The sequence below is a fragment of the Streptomyces sp. NPDC048584 genome, assembly GCF_043199595.1.
GTDB lineage: Bacteria > Actinomycetota > Actinomycetes > Streptomycetales > Streptomycetaceae > Streptomyces > Streptomyces edwardsiae.
Window position 1 is genome coordinate 3,388 of sequence record NZ_JBICWF010000016.1, and the last position, 13,649, is coordinate 17,036.

The 13,649-nt window shown below is 72.0% G+C and carries 14 protein-coding genes; 4 read left to right on the forward strand and 10 right to left on the reverse strand.

The annotated features are described in order from the left end of the window. Window positions 1-128: 128 nt before the first annotated feature. From ACGFR9_RS29465 to ACGFR9_RS29490, 6 genes are all read right to left on the reverse strand, one after another. Window positions 129-1,145 carry a DUF2382 domain-containing protein gene (locus ACGFR9_RS29465; protein WP_393214300.1) on the reverse strand — a complete coding sequence of 339 codons (1,017 nt, stop codon included), beginning with the start codon at window positions 1,143-1,145 and terminating at the stop codon, window positions 129-131. A gap of 118 nt (window positions 1,146-1,263) precedes the next feature. Beyond that, window positions 1,264-2,049 carry a lysophospholipid acyltransferase family protein gene (locus tag ACGFR9_RS29470; protein WP_393214302.1) on the reverse strand — a complete coding sequence of 262 codons (786 nt, stop codon included), beginning with the start codon at window positions 2,047-2,049 and terminating at the stop codon, window positions 1,264-1,266. After that, entirely contained in the window at window positions 2,049-2,822 is a 774-nt protein-coding gene (locus ACGFR9_RS29475) for a GNAT family N-acetyltransferase (RefSeq protein ID WP_393214305.1), read from the reverse strand. Before ACGFR9_RS29475 ends, ACGFR9_RS29470 begins: the two co-directional genes overlap by 1 nt. Window positions 2,823-3,115: 293 nt before the next feature. Continuing rightward, window positions 3,116-3,865 (reverse strand): succinate dehydrogenase/fumarate reductase iron-sulfur subunit, encoded by a 750-nt coding sequence (locus tag ACGFR9_RS29480; protein ID WP_393214308.1) that lies wholly within the window; start codon window positions 3,863-3,865, stop codon window positions 3,116-3,118. Continuing rightward, a complete protein-coding gene (locus tag ACGFR9_RS29485) occupies window positions 3,862-5,811 on the reverse strand; it encodes a fumarate reductase/succinate dehydrogenase flavoprotein subunit (protein ID WP_393214311.1) in 1,950 nt (649 codons plus the stop codon). The genes ACGFR9_RS29480 and ACGFR9_RS29485 overlap by 4 nt, the downstream gene beginning before the upstream one ends. 2 nt (window positions 5,812-5,813) lie before the next feature. Beyond that, window positions 5,814-6,485, reverse strand: a complete 672-nt coding sequence (locus tag ACGFR9_RS29490) for a succinate dehydrogenase (RefSeq protein WP_393214691.1) — start codon at window positions 6,483-6,485, stop codon at window positions 5,814-5,816. A gap of 120 nt (window positions 6,486-6,605) precedes the next feature. On the opposite strand from ACGFR9_RS29490, the gene ACGFR9_RS29495 reads away from it, so the two are divergent. Beyond that, the gene (locus ACGFR9_RS29495; protein ID WP_030226405.1) at window positions 6,606-7,490 is read left to right on the forward strand and encodes a LysR family transcriptional regulator; all 885 of its coding nucleotides are present in this window, start codon (window positions 6,606-6,608) and stop codon (window positions 7,488-7,490) included. Window positions 7,491-7,784: 294 nt separating this feature from the next. Here ACGFR9_RS29495 and ACGFR9_RS29500 read toward each other — a convergent pair whose 3' ends face one another. Continuing rightward, window positions 7,785-8,246 (reverse strand): universal stress protein, encoded by a 462-nt coding sequence (locus tag ACGFR9_RS29500; RefSeq protein WP_311649176.1) that lies wholly within the window; start codon window positions 8,244-8,246, stop codon window positions 7,785-7,787. 144 nt (window positions 8,247-8,390) lie between these two features. On the opposite strand from ACGFR9_RS29500, the gene ACGFR9_RS29505 reads away from it, so the two are divergent. Beyond that, a complete protein-coding gene (locus tag ACGFR9_RS29505; RefSeq protein WP_393214315.1) occupies window positions 8,391-9,236 on the forward strand; it encodes a polysaccharide deacetylase family protein in 846 nt (281 codons plus the stop codon). Window positions 9,237-9,269: 33 nt separating this feature from the next. Here the strand turns inward: ACGFR9_RS29505 and ACGFR9_RS29510 are convergent, their stop codons facing one another. Then, window positions 9,270-9,941 carry a class F sortase gene (locus ACGFR9_RS29510; RefSeq protein WP_311649173.1) on the reverse strand — a complete coding sequence of 224 codons (672 nt, stop codon included), beginning with the start codon at window positions 9,939-9,941 and terminating at the stop codon, window positions 9,270-9,272. A gap of 333 nt (window positions 9,942-10,274) precedes the next feature. Here ACGFR9_RS29510 and ACGFR9_RS29515 point away from each other — a divergent pair, with 333 nt between their 5' ends. Then, window positions 10,275-10,772: a hypothetical protein gene (locus ACGFR9_RS29515; RefSeq protein ID WP_393214318.1), complete on the forward strand. Its 498-nt coding sequence runs from the start codon at window positions 10,275-10,277 to the stop codon at window positions 10,770-10,772. Window positions 10,773-10,873: 101 nt separating this feature from the next. On the opposite strand, the gene ACGFR9_RS29520 is transcribed toward ACGFR9_RS29515, so the two are convergent. Both ACGFR9_RS29520 and ACGFR9_RS29525 read right to left on the reverse strand, forming a co-directional pair. Next, the gene (locus ACGFR9_RS29520; protein WP_393214321.1) at window positions 10,874-11,638 is read right to left on the reverse strand and encodes a hypothetical protein; all 765 of its coding nucleotides are present in this window, start codon (window positions 11,636-11,638) and stop codon (window positions 10,874-10,876) included. Between the two features lie 35 nt (window positions 11,639-11,673). Beyond that, window positions 11,674-12,276 (reverse strand): hypothetical protein, encoded by a 603-nt coding sequence (locus ACGFR9_RS29525; RefSeq protein WP_393214323.1) that lies wholly within the window; start codon window positions 12,274-12,276, stop codon window positions 11,674-11,676. 181 nt (window positions 12,277-12,457) lie between these two features. On the opposite strand from ACGFR9_RS29525, the gene ACGFR9_RS29530 reads away from it, so the two are divergent. Further along, window positions 12,458-13,387, forward strand: coding sequence for an SCO0930 family lipoprotein (locus ACGFR9_RS29530; RefSeq protein ID WP_393214694.1), 930 nt, complete (start codon window positions 12,458-12,460; stop codon window positions 13,385-13,387). The last annotated feature ends 262 nt before the right edge of the window (window positions 13,388-13,649 follow it).

A 13,649-nucleotide genomic window follows, 5' to 3' on the forward strand; every position in this document is an offset into this window, starting at 1 on the left:
GGTTGGGGGGGGGGGCGGGGCGGGGGGCGCCCCCCCCCGCCCCCCCCCGGGGGGCGCGGGGGGGGGGGGGCGCCCGCCCGCCCGGGGGGGGGGGCCCCCCCGCCCCGGAGCCGTGAGCGGGGGAAGGGCTACTCGCGGCCCCGCTTGGGGATGTCGCGGCCGGGGCGGCGGCCGGGCTCCTCGGTCATTTCCGTCTCCGCCTCGATGCGCTCCTTGCGCACCCGCCCCCGCACCGTCTCCTCCGTGACCTTCTCCTCCGTGGTCATCCGCACCCGCTCGACCGGCACCGCCTCCGTCTCGACGACCGGCCGCTCCGCATGCAGCGTGACCTCGTGCTCGTCCTCCTTGAAGGCCGGGCCCGACATCGCGTCACCGCGGTTCGCGTCGGTGATCGGCTCACGCACCACACGTACTTCCTCGTGGCGCACCGGCACGGTCTGCTGGACCTCCTCCGTGACCACGTACTTCCGCAGCCTGGCCCGTCCGGTCTCGTGACGCTCGACGCCGACATGCAGATGCTCCTCGGAGCGCGTCATGGCCTCGCCACCGCGCTTCGCGGCCCTGGCCTCGCTCCGGCGGCCGGCCGTGCCCGCGGAGCCGGCGGCACCGGCGGAGCCCGCGGCGCCCGCCGTCGTCCCCGGCGCCCCCGTCCGGGAGGCGGTGTCGCCGCGACGGCCGGTCATGCCCGCGGCCCCTGCGGCGCCGGCCGCACCGGCCGCGCCCGCGGCCCCGGCGGCGCCCGCCGTACCCGTACCCGTGCCGGTGGTCGTACCCGTGCCCGCCCCGGGGGAGCGGCCATCGTCGCCCGGGTCCTTCAGCACGGAGCCCCAGTCGATGCCGTAGTACTCGTACAGACGATGCTCCTCGTCCATCGACAGATGACCGCCCGCGTCGATGTCGACACTGGGCGCGCCCTTGATCTTTTCCTTGGGATAGGGAACCTCGAGGTGATCCTGTACCAGGGCGGCGTCACGGATGGGAACGAACGACTCGCTCGAGCCGAACATGCCTGTCTTGACGGTCACCCACTCGGGGCGTCCACTGGCGTCGTCGAGGAAGACGTGCTTCGCGTCGCCGACCTTGTTACCGTCCCCGTCGTACACCGGGTGGTCCAGCAGGATCGAGATGTCTTCGCGGGTGATCATCTTCCATCACCCTCCTTTCGAAGGTCGCCTCTGACGGGTTCTCCGGAAACTCGGCAGAAAACGGCATGAAAGCGACAAAAGGTACTTAATTTTCCACAGCGCTCACCCATGGCAACCGTCACGCGTGCCCCGCCGACACCTCCGGCTGCGCCGCGCACGCCAGGGCACGGCGGTCGTCGTGCCGCCCCGCCGGGATGGGCTCCCGCACCTCGACCTCGGCGGTCACACCCCGCGCCGAGGCCACGCGCCACACCGAGGCGAGCAGCGTGTCGTCGCCGACGAAGGCCGGCGTGGTGGCCGGCCTGCCGCGCACACCGCGGTAGCGGATCCGGATTGGCTGCACCGGGACCCCGGCATCCAGCGCCGCCTGGAACACCGCCCGGCGGAAGTGTCCCCGGGCCCTGCCGCACCAGGTGCTGCCCTCCGGGAACGCCGCGACCGCCGCGCCGTCCCGCAGGACCGTGGTGAGCGCCGCGACCGTCTCCGGCAGGGCGCGCAGCCGGTCGCGGTCGATGAACAGCACACCGCCGCGCGCGGCCAGCGCCCCCGCGACGGGCCAGCGCCGTACCTCGGCCTTGGCCAGCATCCGGGCCGGTCGGACGGCCGCCAGCAGCGGAACGTCCAGCCAGGAGATGTGGTTGGCGACGAGCAGGAGTCCGCCCGTGGGCGGCGCGGCCCCGGCGATCCGGACCCGGACCCCGGCGGCCCGTACGATCCACCGGCACCACCGGCGCACCATGCCCGCCGGAACGCGCCGCCCGAGCGGGAGCAACGCGATCCCGGCGAGCATCAGCAGACCGACGGCCGTCAGCCGCAGCACCGCCAGCGGTACGGCGGCCGCGCGCTCCGTCGGTTCCACACAGCCGCGCGGGGTGCAGGGCGCGCCCGGCAGCCAGACACTCATCAGGAGGGGACGAGGGAGAGGAAGTGCCGCAGATAGCGGGGGTCGACCCGGTTCATCGGCAGCAGCACATAGAGGTCGGCGACGCCGAAGTCGGCGTCGTGCGCGGGCTCCCCGCACACCCAGGCGCCGAGCCTGAGGTAGCCGCGCAGCAGGGCGGGCAGATCGGCGGGGGCGGCGGCGGGGCCGGAGGCCTTCGGCTGCCAGGGCAGCAACGGCCGTACCCGGTACTCCTCGGGCGCGAGATGCTTCGCCCGTACCCGGTCCCAGGTGGCGGAAGCGAGCGTGCCGCCGTCGGCGAGCGGGATGGAGCAGCAGCCCGCCAGCCAGGCGTGGCCGCGGTCGGTCATGTAGCGGGCGATGCCGGCCCAGATGAGCCCGATGACCGCCCCGTCCCGGTGGTCGGGGTGCACACAGCTGCGGCCGACCTCGACGAGGGAGGGCCGTATCGCGTCCAGCCCGGAGAGGTCGAACTCCCCCTCCGCGTACAGCCGTCCGGCGATCCCGGCGCGCTCGGGCGGCAGCAGCCGGTAGGTTCCGACGACCTGTCCGCTCGTCTCCTCCCGTACGAGCAGGTGGTCGCAGTAGGCGTCGAAGGGGTCGGCGTCGAGCCCCGGCTGCGGGGTGGACAGCAGGGCGCCCATCTCCCCCGCGAAAACGTCGTACCGCAGCCGCTGCGCGGCCCGTACGTCCTCCTCGTCGCGGGCGAGGGTGACGGTGTAGCGGGAGGGTGCGGTGGGCTTCGGGGGGTGGTCTACGGTCAGCACGCCGGTCATGGCTCTCTCCTGATCACGCGCCGGAGCGGGTGGGGACACCCCTGTTCTCCCGACCGGGGTTGGCGTGTACGTGACCGGCGCCGGGAGTACGGATGTGGAGCAGCTGAACCCCGGGAACGCAAGCGAAACGGGGCCGGGGAGCACCACCCCGACCCCGCCCGTCCGCACCTGTCGGCGAACGCTCACTGAAGCGCCCCAAAGGGGCGCGGGACGTGACACCACGCGGCTCTGCCACGTGGGCGCGATCGGCCGCAAGGCGGCCGCACCCGTACACCTGGCGAACCGAAGCGGTGCTACCGCTTGCCCACCTTGCGGGTGGCCCGCAGCCACTCCTTGTTCATCCCGGTGATGGAGGTCAAGGGAATGCCCTTCGGGCAGGCAGTCGCACACTCGCCGGCGAGTGTGCACCCCCCGAACCCCTCCTCATCCATCTGCGCCACCATGTCCAGCACCCTGGTCTCGCGCTCGGGCGCGCCCTGGGGCAGCACATTGAGATGGTTGACCTTCGCGGAGGTGAACAGCATCGCCGCCCCGTTGGGGCACGCCGCCACACACGCCCCGCACCCGATGCACTCCGCGTGCTCGAACGCGAGATCCGCGTCCGGCTTCGGCACCGGCGTCGCGTGCGCCTCCGGCGCGGAGCCGGTCGGCGCCGTGATGTAGCCGCCGGCCTGGATGATGCGGTCGAAGGCGGACCGGTCGACCACCAGGTCCTTCACCACCGGGAAGGCGGACGCCCGCCACGGCTCGACGTCGATGGTGTCGCCGTCCTTGAAGGACCGCATGTGCAGTTGGCAGGTGGTGGTGCGCTCGGGGCCGTGGGCGTCGCCGTTGATGACGAGCGAGCAGGCGCCGCAGATGCCCTCGCGGCAGTCGTGGTCGAAGGCGACCGGGTCCTCGCCCTTGAGGATGAGTTCCTCGTTGAGGGTGTCGAGCATCTCCAGGAAGGACATGTCGGGCGAGATGCCGTCCACCTGGTACGTGGACATGGCGCCGTCGGCGCCGGCGTTCTTCTGCCGCCAGACGCGCAGGTTGAGCTTCATGCGTAGCTCCGCTGGGTGGGGTGGACGTACTCGAAGACCAGGTCTTCCCTGTGCAGGGACGGCGCCTCGCCGGTGCCGGTGAACTCCCAGGCGGCGGCGTAGGAGAACTCCTCGTCGCGTCGCTCGGCCTCGCCGTCGGGGGTCTGGGACTCCTCGCGGAAGTGGCCGCCGCAGGACTCGGCGCGGTGCAGTGCGTCGAGGCACATCAGCTCGGCGAGTTCCAGGTAGTCGACGACGCGGTTGGCCTTCTCCAGGGACTGGTTGAACTCCTCGCCGGTGCCGGGAACCTTGATGCGCCGCCAGAACTCCTCGCGGATCTGCGGGATGCGTTCGAGGGCCTTGCGCAGTCCGGTGTCGGTGCGGGCCATGCCGCAGAACTCCCACATCAGTTCGCCGACTTCGCGGTGGAAGGAGTCGGGGGTGCGGTCGCCGTCGACGGCCAGCAGCAGATTGAGCCGGTCCTGGGTCTCGGCCAGCACCTCCTGCACCACCGGGTGTTCGTCGGTGATCTCCTCCCGGTGCGGGTTGCGGGCCAGGTAGTCGTTGACGGTAGCCGGGACGACGAAGTAGCCGTCGGCGAGGCCCTGCATCAGGGCGGAGGCGCCGAGCCGGTTGGCTCCGTGGTCGGAGAAGTTGGCCTCGCCGATGGCGAACAGGCCGGGGATCGTGGACTGGAGGTCGTAGTCGACCCACAGTCCGCCCATCGTGTAGTGCACGGCGGGATAGATCCGCATCGGCACCTGGTACGGATCCTCGTCGGTGATCCGCTGGTACATGTCGAAGAGGTTGCCGTACCTGGCCTCGACGGCCTTGCGCCCCATGCGCGTGATGGCGTCGGCGAAGTCGAGGTAGACACCCTGTCCCCCGGGGCCCACGCCCCTGCCCTCGTCGCAGACGTTCTTGGCGGCACGGGAGGCGATGTCGCGGGGCACCAGGTTGCCGAAGGAGGGGTAGATGCGCTCCAGGTAGTAGTCGCGCTCGTCCTCCGGGATCCTCCCGGCCGGCCGGTCGTCGCCCTTGGCCTTCGGGACCCAGATCCGCCCGTCGTTGCGGAGCGACTCGCTCATCAGCGTCAGCTTGGACTGGTGGTCGCCGGTGCGCGGGATGCAGGTGGGGTGGATCTGGGTGAAGCACGGGTTGGCGAAGTAGGCGCCGCGCCGGTGTGCCCGCCAGATCGCGGTGGCGTTGCTGTTCATGGCGTTCGTCGACAGATAGAAGACGTTGCCGTAGCCGCCGCTGGCGAGGACGACGGCGTCCGCGAAGTAGGTGTCGATCTTCCCGGTGATCAGGTCCCGGGCGACGATGCCGCGGGCCCGCCCGTCGACGACGATCAGGTCGAGCATCTCGGTGCGCGCGTGCATCTCGATGTTGCCGGCCGCGATCTGCCGGCTGAGCGCCTGATAGGCGCCGAGCAGGAGTTGCTGGCCCGTCTGGCCGCGCGCGTAGAAGGTGCGGGAGACCTGGACGCCGCCGAAGGAGCGGGTGTCGAGCAGTCCGCCGTACTCGCGGGCGAAGGGCACGCCCTGTGCCACGCACTGGTCGATGATCTCGACGGAGATCTGTGCGAGGCGGTGCACATTGGACTCGCGCGAGCGGAAGTCGCCGCCCTTGACGGTGTCGTAGAACAGCCGGTGGATGGAGTCGCCGTCGTTGCGGTAGTTCTTCGCCGCGTTGATGCCGCCCTGCGCGGCGATGGAGTGGGCGCGGCGCGGGGAGTCCTGGTAGCAGAACTGGACGACGCGGTAGCCCTGTTCGGCGAGCGTGGCGCCGGCGGAGCCGCCCGCCAGGCCGGTGCCGACGACGATGACGGTCTTGCCGCGCCGGTTGGCGGGGTTGACCAGCTTGGCCTCGAAACGGCGCGTGTCCCAGCGCTCGTTGACGGGGCCGGCGGGGGCCTTGGTGTCGGCGACCGGTTCGCCGGCCGTGTACTCGGTGTAGGAAGTCATGGTCAGCTCACCACTCCGGTCATGACGCCCACGGGTACGGCGAGGAAGCCGGCCGTGAGCAGCAGCGCGAGGGCATTGGCGGTGGTCTTGAGGGCGCGGTCGCGGGTGCGGCTGCCGACGCCGAGGGTCTGGGCGGCGCTCCAGAAGCCGTGCCGGACGTGCAGTCCGACGGCGAGCATCGCGACGATGTAGATGGTGTTGCCGTACCAGGTGGAGAAGGTGTCCACGACGTTCTGGTAGGGCTTGCCGCTCTCGAAGCCGCCGGAGTGCACGGTGCCGGTGGTCAGGTCGAGGAGGTGCCACACGATGAACAGGGCGAGGATGATGCCGCCCCAGCGCATGGTGCGCGTGGCGTAGCTCGCCCGCGCCTTCCTGTGCACGTACTTGCTCGGGCGCGCCCTGATGTCGCGGCGGCTGAGCTGGTACGCGGAGACGGCGTGGGCGATCACGGCGGCGACCAGGACGACCCGGATGATCCACAGCGTCCACTCGTAGTGCATGAACGGCTCGCCGACGGTGCGCAGCCAGTGCGCGTAGTGGTTGAACTCGCCGGCCCCGAAGAAGATCTTCAGGTTTCCGATCATGTGGACGACCAGGTACAGCAGCATGACGATGCCGCTGACCGCCATCACCGTCTTCTTGCCGACGGTCGAGTCCCACACGGTGCGTGCCAGGGACGGCCGTCGGTCCGTCCGCGTTGCCAGAGCCATGTCACCAGACGCTAGGGCCGAAGGGCCCCATCGGTCCAAGACATGGTGCGGCTCGATTCGATAGGGCGTGCCTATGATGGGTTGGTGCAGTTCCAGCAGCTCCAGTACTTCGTGGCGGTCGCCGAGACCCGGCACTTCACCCACGCCGCGGAACTCGTCCATGTCGCCCAGCCGTCGCTGTCGCAGCAGATCAAGGCGCTGGAGCGGGACCTGGGAGCCGATCTGTTCCGGCGGGCGCGCGGGAACATCACGCTGACCGACGCGGGCGAGGCGCTGCTGCCGCTGGCCCGACGGATCCTGGCCGACGCGGACACCGCGCGGCACGAGGTGCAGGAGGTCGTCCAGCTGCGCGGCGGGCGGGTGCGGCTGGGCGCCACGCCGAGCCTGTGCACCGGTCTGCTGCCGGATGTGCTGCGCGCCTTCCACGACCGGTATCCGGGTGTCCGGCTGCTGATCGAGGAGGGCGGCTCGCACGATCTGGTGCGGGAGCTGGCGCGCGGGGCGCTGGATCTGGCGCTGGTGGTGCTGCCGCTGCCGACGCCGTCCCCCGCGCTCACCACGGTGGAGCTGCTGCGCGAGGACCTGGTGGTGGTGTCCTCCCCGGACGCCCCGACGCCCGGGCGGGGCCGGCGCACCGTGCGCATCGCCGACCTGGAGGGCGAACGCCTGGTGATGTTCCGGCACGGCTACGACCTGCGCGAGCTGACGGTGGCGGCGTGCCGGGCGGAGGGTTTCGAGCCCGAATTCGCGGTGGAGGGCGGCGAGATGGACGCGGTGCTGGGTTTCGTACGGGCCGGGCTCGGGGTGGCGGTGGTGCCGCGGATGGTGGCCGCCCGCTCCGCCCACGGACTGCGCGTCACCCCGCTGTCCCGTCCGGGTCTGCACCGCGCCATCGCCCTGGCCCACCGCAGCGACGTGGCCCCGCCCCGCGCGGCCCGCGAACTGCAGCGGATGCTGCTGGAGCGGTGAGCCGCCGGACGCCGGGCCGGCGGTCCGGCCCTAAGCCCTCCCTGTGCCCCGCCCCCACCACGCGGACGCCCAAGGGCACTGGCCCGGCAGCAGACTCCGCCTCTTCGCTTCTCGCCCCGCGCGGCGGCCCCGGACCCGCCGGGCTTCGCGGGCGCTCATGACGTCCCCGGCACCCCCGACGCGCGGGTACGAGCCTCTCCCCCGATCCCCTGGACCCTCGACCGCCGTCGGTGCGGTGGATCCGCCCGTCCCGGCCACCGCTCGGCCGAGCCGGCGAGGCTCGGCCGGACAGGCCTACGGCACCACCGTGACCGGCCAGCGGCCCGCCTTCACCAGGCGGACCGCCACCGAGCCGATGAAGCGGTGGCCCGCCTGCTCGGAGACGCCCACGACGACCGCGTCCGCCTTGAGGTCGTCGGCCGCCTTCACCAGGCCGTTGTACGGGTCACCACGGAAGGTGTGGAACTCCCAGCGGACGTCGAAGACGCCCTTGATCCGCTCCATCGCGTCCCTGACCTGCGCCACCAGGTCCTCGGCTATCTCCTCGGTGGTATCGGCGACCGGCGCGCCGAGCGCCGCTCCCGCGGCCAGCACCGGCTGCACGTACACGAGGGCGAGCAGCGCCCCCTGGCGGCGGGCCAGGCCTGCGGCGTACGCGGCCGCGCGCATCGAGGAGTCGGAGCCGTCCACGCCGGCCACGATCACCTTCGGGCCGTCCGTGCCCCGTTCGAACCGGTGGGACTGCTGTTCCGTCACGGCAGTGAGGTTATCGGAGTACGGGGCTCCGGCTTTCACCACCCGCGGCGGTCCCGCGCCCGCACTGCGCCGACCGAATGAAATCGTGCCGCCGCACCGGTGCCGCTGAGGTGCGTCGGCCCTTCGTCGGGCGACTGATGAGTCATGCAGAAGGATCACTTCCTCACCCGGCGCCGGGCGCTCCTCGCCGGTGCCGTCTCCCTGGGCGCGGCCGGTGTGGCCGCGGCGTTCGCGCCGGGCGCCGGGAACCGTGCCGCGCCGGCCCCGCCCCCGCCGGCCGCCGGCGCCCGGGCGGCCCGCCGCCCGCTCAGGCCCTCCGAGTACCGCCTGCGGCCCCTGACCGGCTACGGCCCGCCGCCGCACGCCCCGCGCGGCGGGACACCCGTACGGCACGAACCGCTGCTGCGGGTCCCGGCGCACGGCCGCACCATGGTGCTGACCTTCGACGACGGCCCCGACCCGCGCTACACCCCGCAGATCCTCGACACCCTGGCCCGCTACGAGGTGCGGGCGATGTTCTTCGTGTGCGGGGAGATGGCGGCCTACAACCGGGACCTGCTGGCCCGGATGGCCGACGAGGGGCATGTGGTCGGCAACCACACCTGGAGCCACCCCCTGCTCACCCGGCTGCGGCGCTCCCGGATCCGCTCCGAGATGGAACGCACCAGCGACGTCGTCGAGCGGGCCTACGGCGAACGCCCCGAATGGTTCCGCGCACCCTACGGTGCCTGGAACCGCGCGGCCTTCCAGCTCGGCGCCGAACTGGGCATGGAGCCCATGGCCTGGACGGTCGACACCCTCGACTGGACCACCCCCGGCACCCGCACGATCGTCGACCGGGTGGCGGAGGGCGCCGCCCCCGGCGTGGTGGTGCTCTCCCACGACGCCGGGGGCAACCGCTCACAGAGCGTGCGGGCCCTGCGCTCCTATCTGCCCGAACTGCTGGACTCCGGCTACCACGTCACCGTGCCCCGCCGGCAGTACGTGTGAGCTGTCCTCCCGCCCGCCCGGGCGCGGGTCCGCTCAGCGGACCTCGGCCAGGCGGGCGAAAGCGACCACGTTGCCGTCGTAGCCGTTCTGCTGGGAGAAGCCGCCGCCGCAGGTGATGACCCGCAGTTCCGCGGTCCCCTTGGAGGCGTAGACCCGGTCGCCGGGGAAGTCGTTCTTCGCGAAGACCTCGATGCCGTAGACCTCGAACACGGCGGTCCTGCCGTCCTTGCGGAGGATCTCGACGCGGTTGCCCTTCTTGAGCGCCCCGAGCCCGTAGAACACGGCCGGTCCCTGCGCGTTGTCGACATGACCGACGACGACCGACGTGCCCTTCTCGCCCGGTGAGACGGCGCCGGTGAACCAGCCGGCCAGGTTGGGGTCCTGCGGCGGCGGCGCGGCGACCCAGCCGTCCGCGTCCAGGCCCACCGGGATGACGGGCGCGTCCACCTGGATCGCCGGGATCGTCACCCGGTCCGGGACCGCGTACGGCAGCGGCCGCACCGCGTCGGCCGTGACACCGCCACCGGGCACCCGGGTGTCGGCGGCGGCCGCGCCGGCCGGCTGCGGCGGGCCCTCGTCGAATTCGCCCGAGCCGTTGCGGATGAGCGCGAGGCCGGTGAGCATGACCAGCGCTATCACGCCCCAGGGGGCGCGCTTCTTCCGCCGTGCCTCCCATTCGGCTTCGTCCGGCTCGAAAGCAGACATTCGCCTTCCCCTCTCGACACGGCCGTCGCCGTACCACTCGCGCATGACGAAAACGCTAAAGGCCCCTCGCGCAACCGGCGACGGGGCGGCGGCGAACGGGTGGCCCCCGGCCCGCGGGTGCGCCATCCGGGGCGCCACCGGACGAAGATTTTCTGACGGTCCGTGACCTGCGGCGATATCCCTTCGTACGGTTTTCCGCCCGGCGTGCCGCTCACCGGTACGGACCATTGCCGAAATGCGGGTCGGGGCACGGCATCTGAGGGTCTTTCCGGGAGGCGCTTTCTCGCCGATCTACCGGGAACGGGACCCGGGGCGCCTTCCGCGGAGGATCACATGCGCAAGTCACGTGCCCTGGCGGCCGCCGGCGCCGCGGTCGCCGTCCTCGGGATCGCCGCCCCGGTGGCGGTCGCGGACGGCGGCCGGGTTCCCAACCCGTCCAACATCGTCGCCCTGCCCAGCGTCATCGCCCGCGGCGGCCAGCTGACCATCACGGTCGACGGCTGCCCCAACGGTGGCACCGCCACCTCCAACGCCTTCCCCCGGACGAACCTGACGCCGATCAGCGGCGCCAACGACACCTCGAGGGGCACCGCGACGGTCGACGCGGAGGCCCGTCCCGGTCCCTACGACATCACGGTCCACTGCTCCGGCCGGAGCCTGACCCGGCCGGCCGCCTTCACCGTCATCGGCGGTGTGCGCGGCGGTATCGGCGGCAGCAGCACCAGCGGGGCGACCCCGACCGACATGGCCATCGGCGGGGCGCTGGTGACCGCCGCGGTCGTCGGCAGCGGTGTCTTCTGGATGCGCCGCCGCGCCGAGAAGAGGATCTGAACCGCTGTCCCCTCCGGGCCGCCGTTCCGCACCCGTTCGTGAGCCGCTCGCCCCGGATCCCCCGGGATCCGGGGCGCGGCTCTGCCCGTCGCGGACGGCGCTCAGCCCCCGATGTGCGGGAAGAGCCGCAGGAACGGGTCCGCGGAGGCGGCGAGACCCCGGCTGTAGGGGGCGTCGAAGTCCCAGATGAGGAAGAGCAGGAAGGCGATCAGCGCGGAGAACATCCCGGCGAGGACCATCTCCCGGGTGGTGCGCCGGATCTGCAGCGCGAAGATCATCCCGATGGTGATGACGGCCCCTGAGAGCAGCCCGAACCACACCACGCCCGGCATCGTCTCCCCGGTCGACTCGGCGCGGGCGCTGCGCGCCTGGTCGGCGGCGGCCACCTGGTCCACGAGCGGCTGGTAGGCCTGCGCCTCGAAGTCCGTGCGCGGCTCGTAGTCGGTGACGTCCCGGCGGACGCGGTCGAGGAGTTCGGTGCCGCGTTCGGTGACCTGCCCGTCGTCGGCCATGGCCCGCCACTCGGTGGTGACGACGTGTCCGACATAGGCGTTGACATCGTCCCGGATACGGTCACGGACCTCGACGGGGTACACACGGACCCGTTCCGAGACCTCGTGCAGTGCCACCGCCTCCGCCTGGACGGTCTCCTGGGCGGCGCTGCGTCCCTCCCAGACGCCCGCGATGGCGAGGCCCAGGACGATGGCGTACACCACGCCGATCCACATCGTCATGTACTCGATGACGTCCGGGGTCTCGCTGGGATCCTCGTCGTCGGCCGCCCTGCGGTGCCGTACGAGGGTGATGACCACCACCACGACACAGGCGGCGAGCATCGCGAGGGTGAGAACAAGCCATTCCGGCAAGAGGTGCCTCCAGAGAGGTCGGGTCGGTACGGGCGTCAGCGCGGCCGCAGAGCGGCGATCGCGACCACCGCGGGCATCGTGATGAGCAGGACGAAGGTGAGCGGTTTCGTGGCGCCGCCGGAAGGGTGCCGGACCGGAGCCGCGCGGTAGCGCGGGTAGCGCACCGGCGTCACGGACGGACGCGGCTTCGGGGTGGCCGACGGTTTCGGGGCCTGCGGCGGGGGCGGCACGGGTCGGGGGCGCGGCGGCGGCGGGGTGGGCGTCGGCGCGGGCGGGGCGGGCGGCGCCGGACGGGCGGCCGGCGGGGGTGGGGGCGGTGGTGGCGGCTCGGGTGTCGGGGTGGGCCGGGGTGCGGGCGTCGGGGGCGGAGGCGTCGGGGTCGGTGTGGGCTCGGGCGGAGGCGTCGGAGTGGGGGTGGGGACGGGCGTCGGGGTCGGTGGGGGTGAGCAGAACGGGGGGTCCGTCCAGGTGACATGGCCCGCGATCGCCACCGCCTCCGTGCCGTCCGGCCCCGTCGAGGCGTACGCGCAGGCGTCGGCCGTGGCCGTGCCGGGTGCGCCGACGAGCGCCCAGATCAGCGCCGTCACCGCCAACGCACGTGCGGTGACGCGGGATTGGCTCGATACGAGTGCTTGCACGAAGAGGATCATGAGTCGCGAACCACCGGGTCACTCCCGGGAGCGGCGGGATTGCCCCGAAGGAGTTAAGAAAAGAAATCCGGGCCCCCGTTGAACACAACCCGTGCCTTCATGCGTACTCCTCGTCGAGCGGCGGCACAGCAGGGCGCTGCAACACCCGTGCGATGATCTGGAGTTGACGATGAAGACCTCCTGGCGAACCGCCTCGCTGGTGGCGAGCGCCGCGGCGGTGCTCTCCCTGACCACGGCGTGCGGGCAGGAGACCCCGCCGGCCGCCTCCAGTCAGAACGTGGGTGCGACGGCCGCGGCAGGGGACTACGGCAACGTCGGCACCGGTCAGGCGGGTACCGGCGCGAAGGAGTCCCCGGCTCCCTCGGACACGGCCGGTGAGCTGAACGTCTCCACCAACGGCGAGCTGGGCAAGGTGGTGACCGACAGCCTCGGTCTGACCCTGTACCGGTTCGACCAGGACACCGCCGAGCCGCCCGCGTCCAACTGTGAGGACGACTGCGCCAAGACCTGGCCTCCGGTGCCCGCGGACGACGCCTCGGCCGGCGAGGGCATCGACAAGGCGCTGCTCGGATCGGTCACCCGGGCCGACGGCACCAAGCAGCTCACCGTGGCCGGCTGGCCTGCCTACCGCTACGTCAAGGACGTCAACGCCGGTGACGTCAAGGGCCAGGGCGTGGGCGGCAAGTGGTTCGCGCTGAACCCTCAGGGCAAGAAGGCGCAGTCGGCCGCGCTGCCCGGTCTGTCCACGCGCCAGGACCCGAAGCTGGGCGAGATCGTCGTCGACAAGAACGGCATGACGGTCTACCGCTTCACCAAGGACGAGGCGTGGCCGAAGCCGGTCTCCGCCTGCACCGGTGCCTGCCTGGAGAAGTGGCCGGTGGTCGCGCCGGTCGACATCAACGACACCAAGGGCATCCAGAAGAAGAACTACATGACCTTCACGCGCCCGGACGGCGCGGCGCAGCAGACGATCAACTGCTGGCCCATCTACACCTTCGCCGGTGACAAGGCTCCCGGCGACACCAACGGTCAGGGCGTCGGCGGTACGTGGTACGCCGTACGGCCCGACGGAAAGCCGGTCGGCGCTCCGGAGAAATAACAACCTCCCAGGGTGTCGTCCGCTCCGGACGCCGCCGGCCCCGTGTCCGCCCCTCCGCGACTCGTGGAGGGGCGGACCGTTTTGCCGTGATACACCGGCATTCAGGGAACAATCGTCGGCATTCGCCCCGTAGTTCGCTGCGTGTCGGAAATCTCCGGAATGCCGTGGACGCATTTCGTCACGCGTTCACGGGACGCAAATAGGGCATGTGCCACTGGCAGTGACCGGGAACGGATGGTCAATTTCCGTTTGGGGTCGCTCC

Bases quoted from the DNA above. Each gene is read 5' to 3' on its own strand.
- ACGFR9_RS29480 (WP_393214308.1), bottom strand. From the start codon at position 3,865: ATGAAGCTCAACCTGCGCGTCTGGCGGCAGAAGAACGCCGGCGCCGAC.
- ACGFR9_RS29510 (WP_311649173.1), bottom strand. From the start codon at position 9,941: ATGTCTGCTTTCGAGCCGGACGAAGCCGAATGGGAGGCACGGCGGAAG.
- ACGFR9_RS29530 (WP_393214694.1), top strand. From the start codon at position 12,458: ATGAAGACCTCCTGGCGAACCGCCTCGCTGGTGGCGAGCGCCGCGGCG.
- ACGFR9_RS29475 (WP_393214305.1), bottom strand. From the start codon at position 2,822: ATGACCGGCGTGCTGACCGTAGACCACCCCCCGAAGCCCACCGCACCC.
- ACGFR9_RS29485 (WP_393214311.1), bottom strand. From the start codon at position 5,811: ATGACTTCCTACACCGAGTACACGGCCGGCGAACCGGTCGCCGACACC.
- ACGFR9_RS29470 (WP_393214302.1), bottom strand. From the start codon at position 2,049: ATGAGTGTCTGGCTGCCGGGCGCGCCCTGCACCCCGCGCGGCTGTGTG.
- ACGFR9_RS29505 (WP_393214315.1), top strand. From the start codon at position 8,391: ATGCAGAAGGATCACTTCCTCACCCGGCGCCGGGCGCTCCTCGCCGGT.
- ACGFR9_RS29515 (WP_393214318.1), top strand. From the start codon at position 10,275: ATGCGCAAGTCACGTGCCCTGGCGGCCGCCGGCGCCGCGGTCGCCGTC.
- ACGFR9_RS29465 (WP_393214300.1), bottom strand. From the start codon at position 1,145: ATGATCACCCGCGAAGACATCTCGATCCTGCTGGACCACCCGGTGTAC.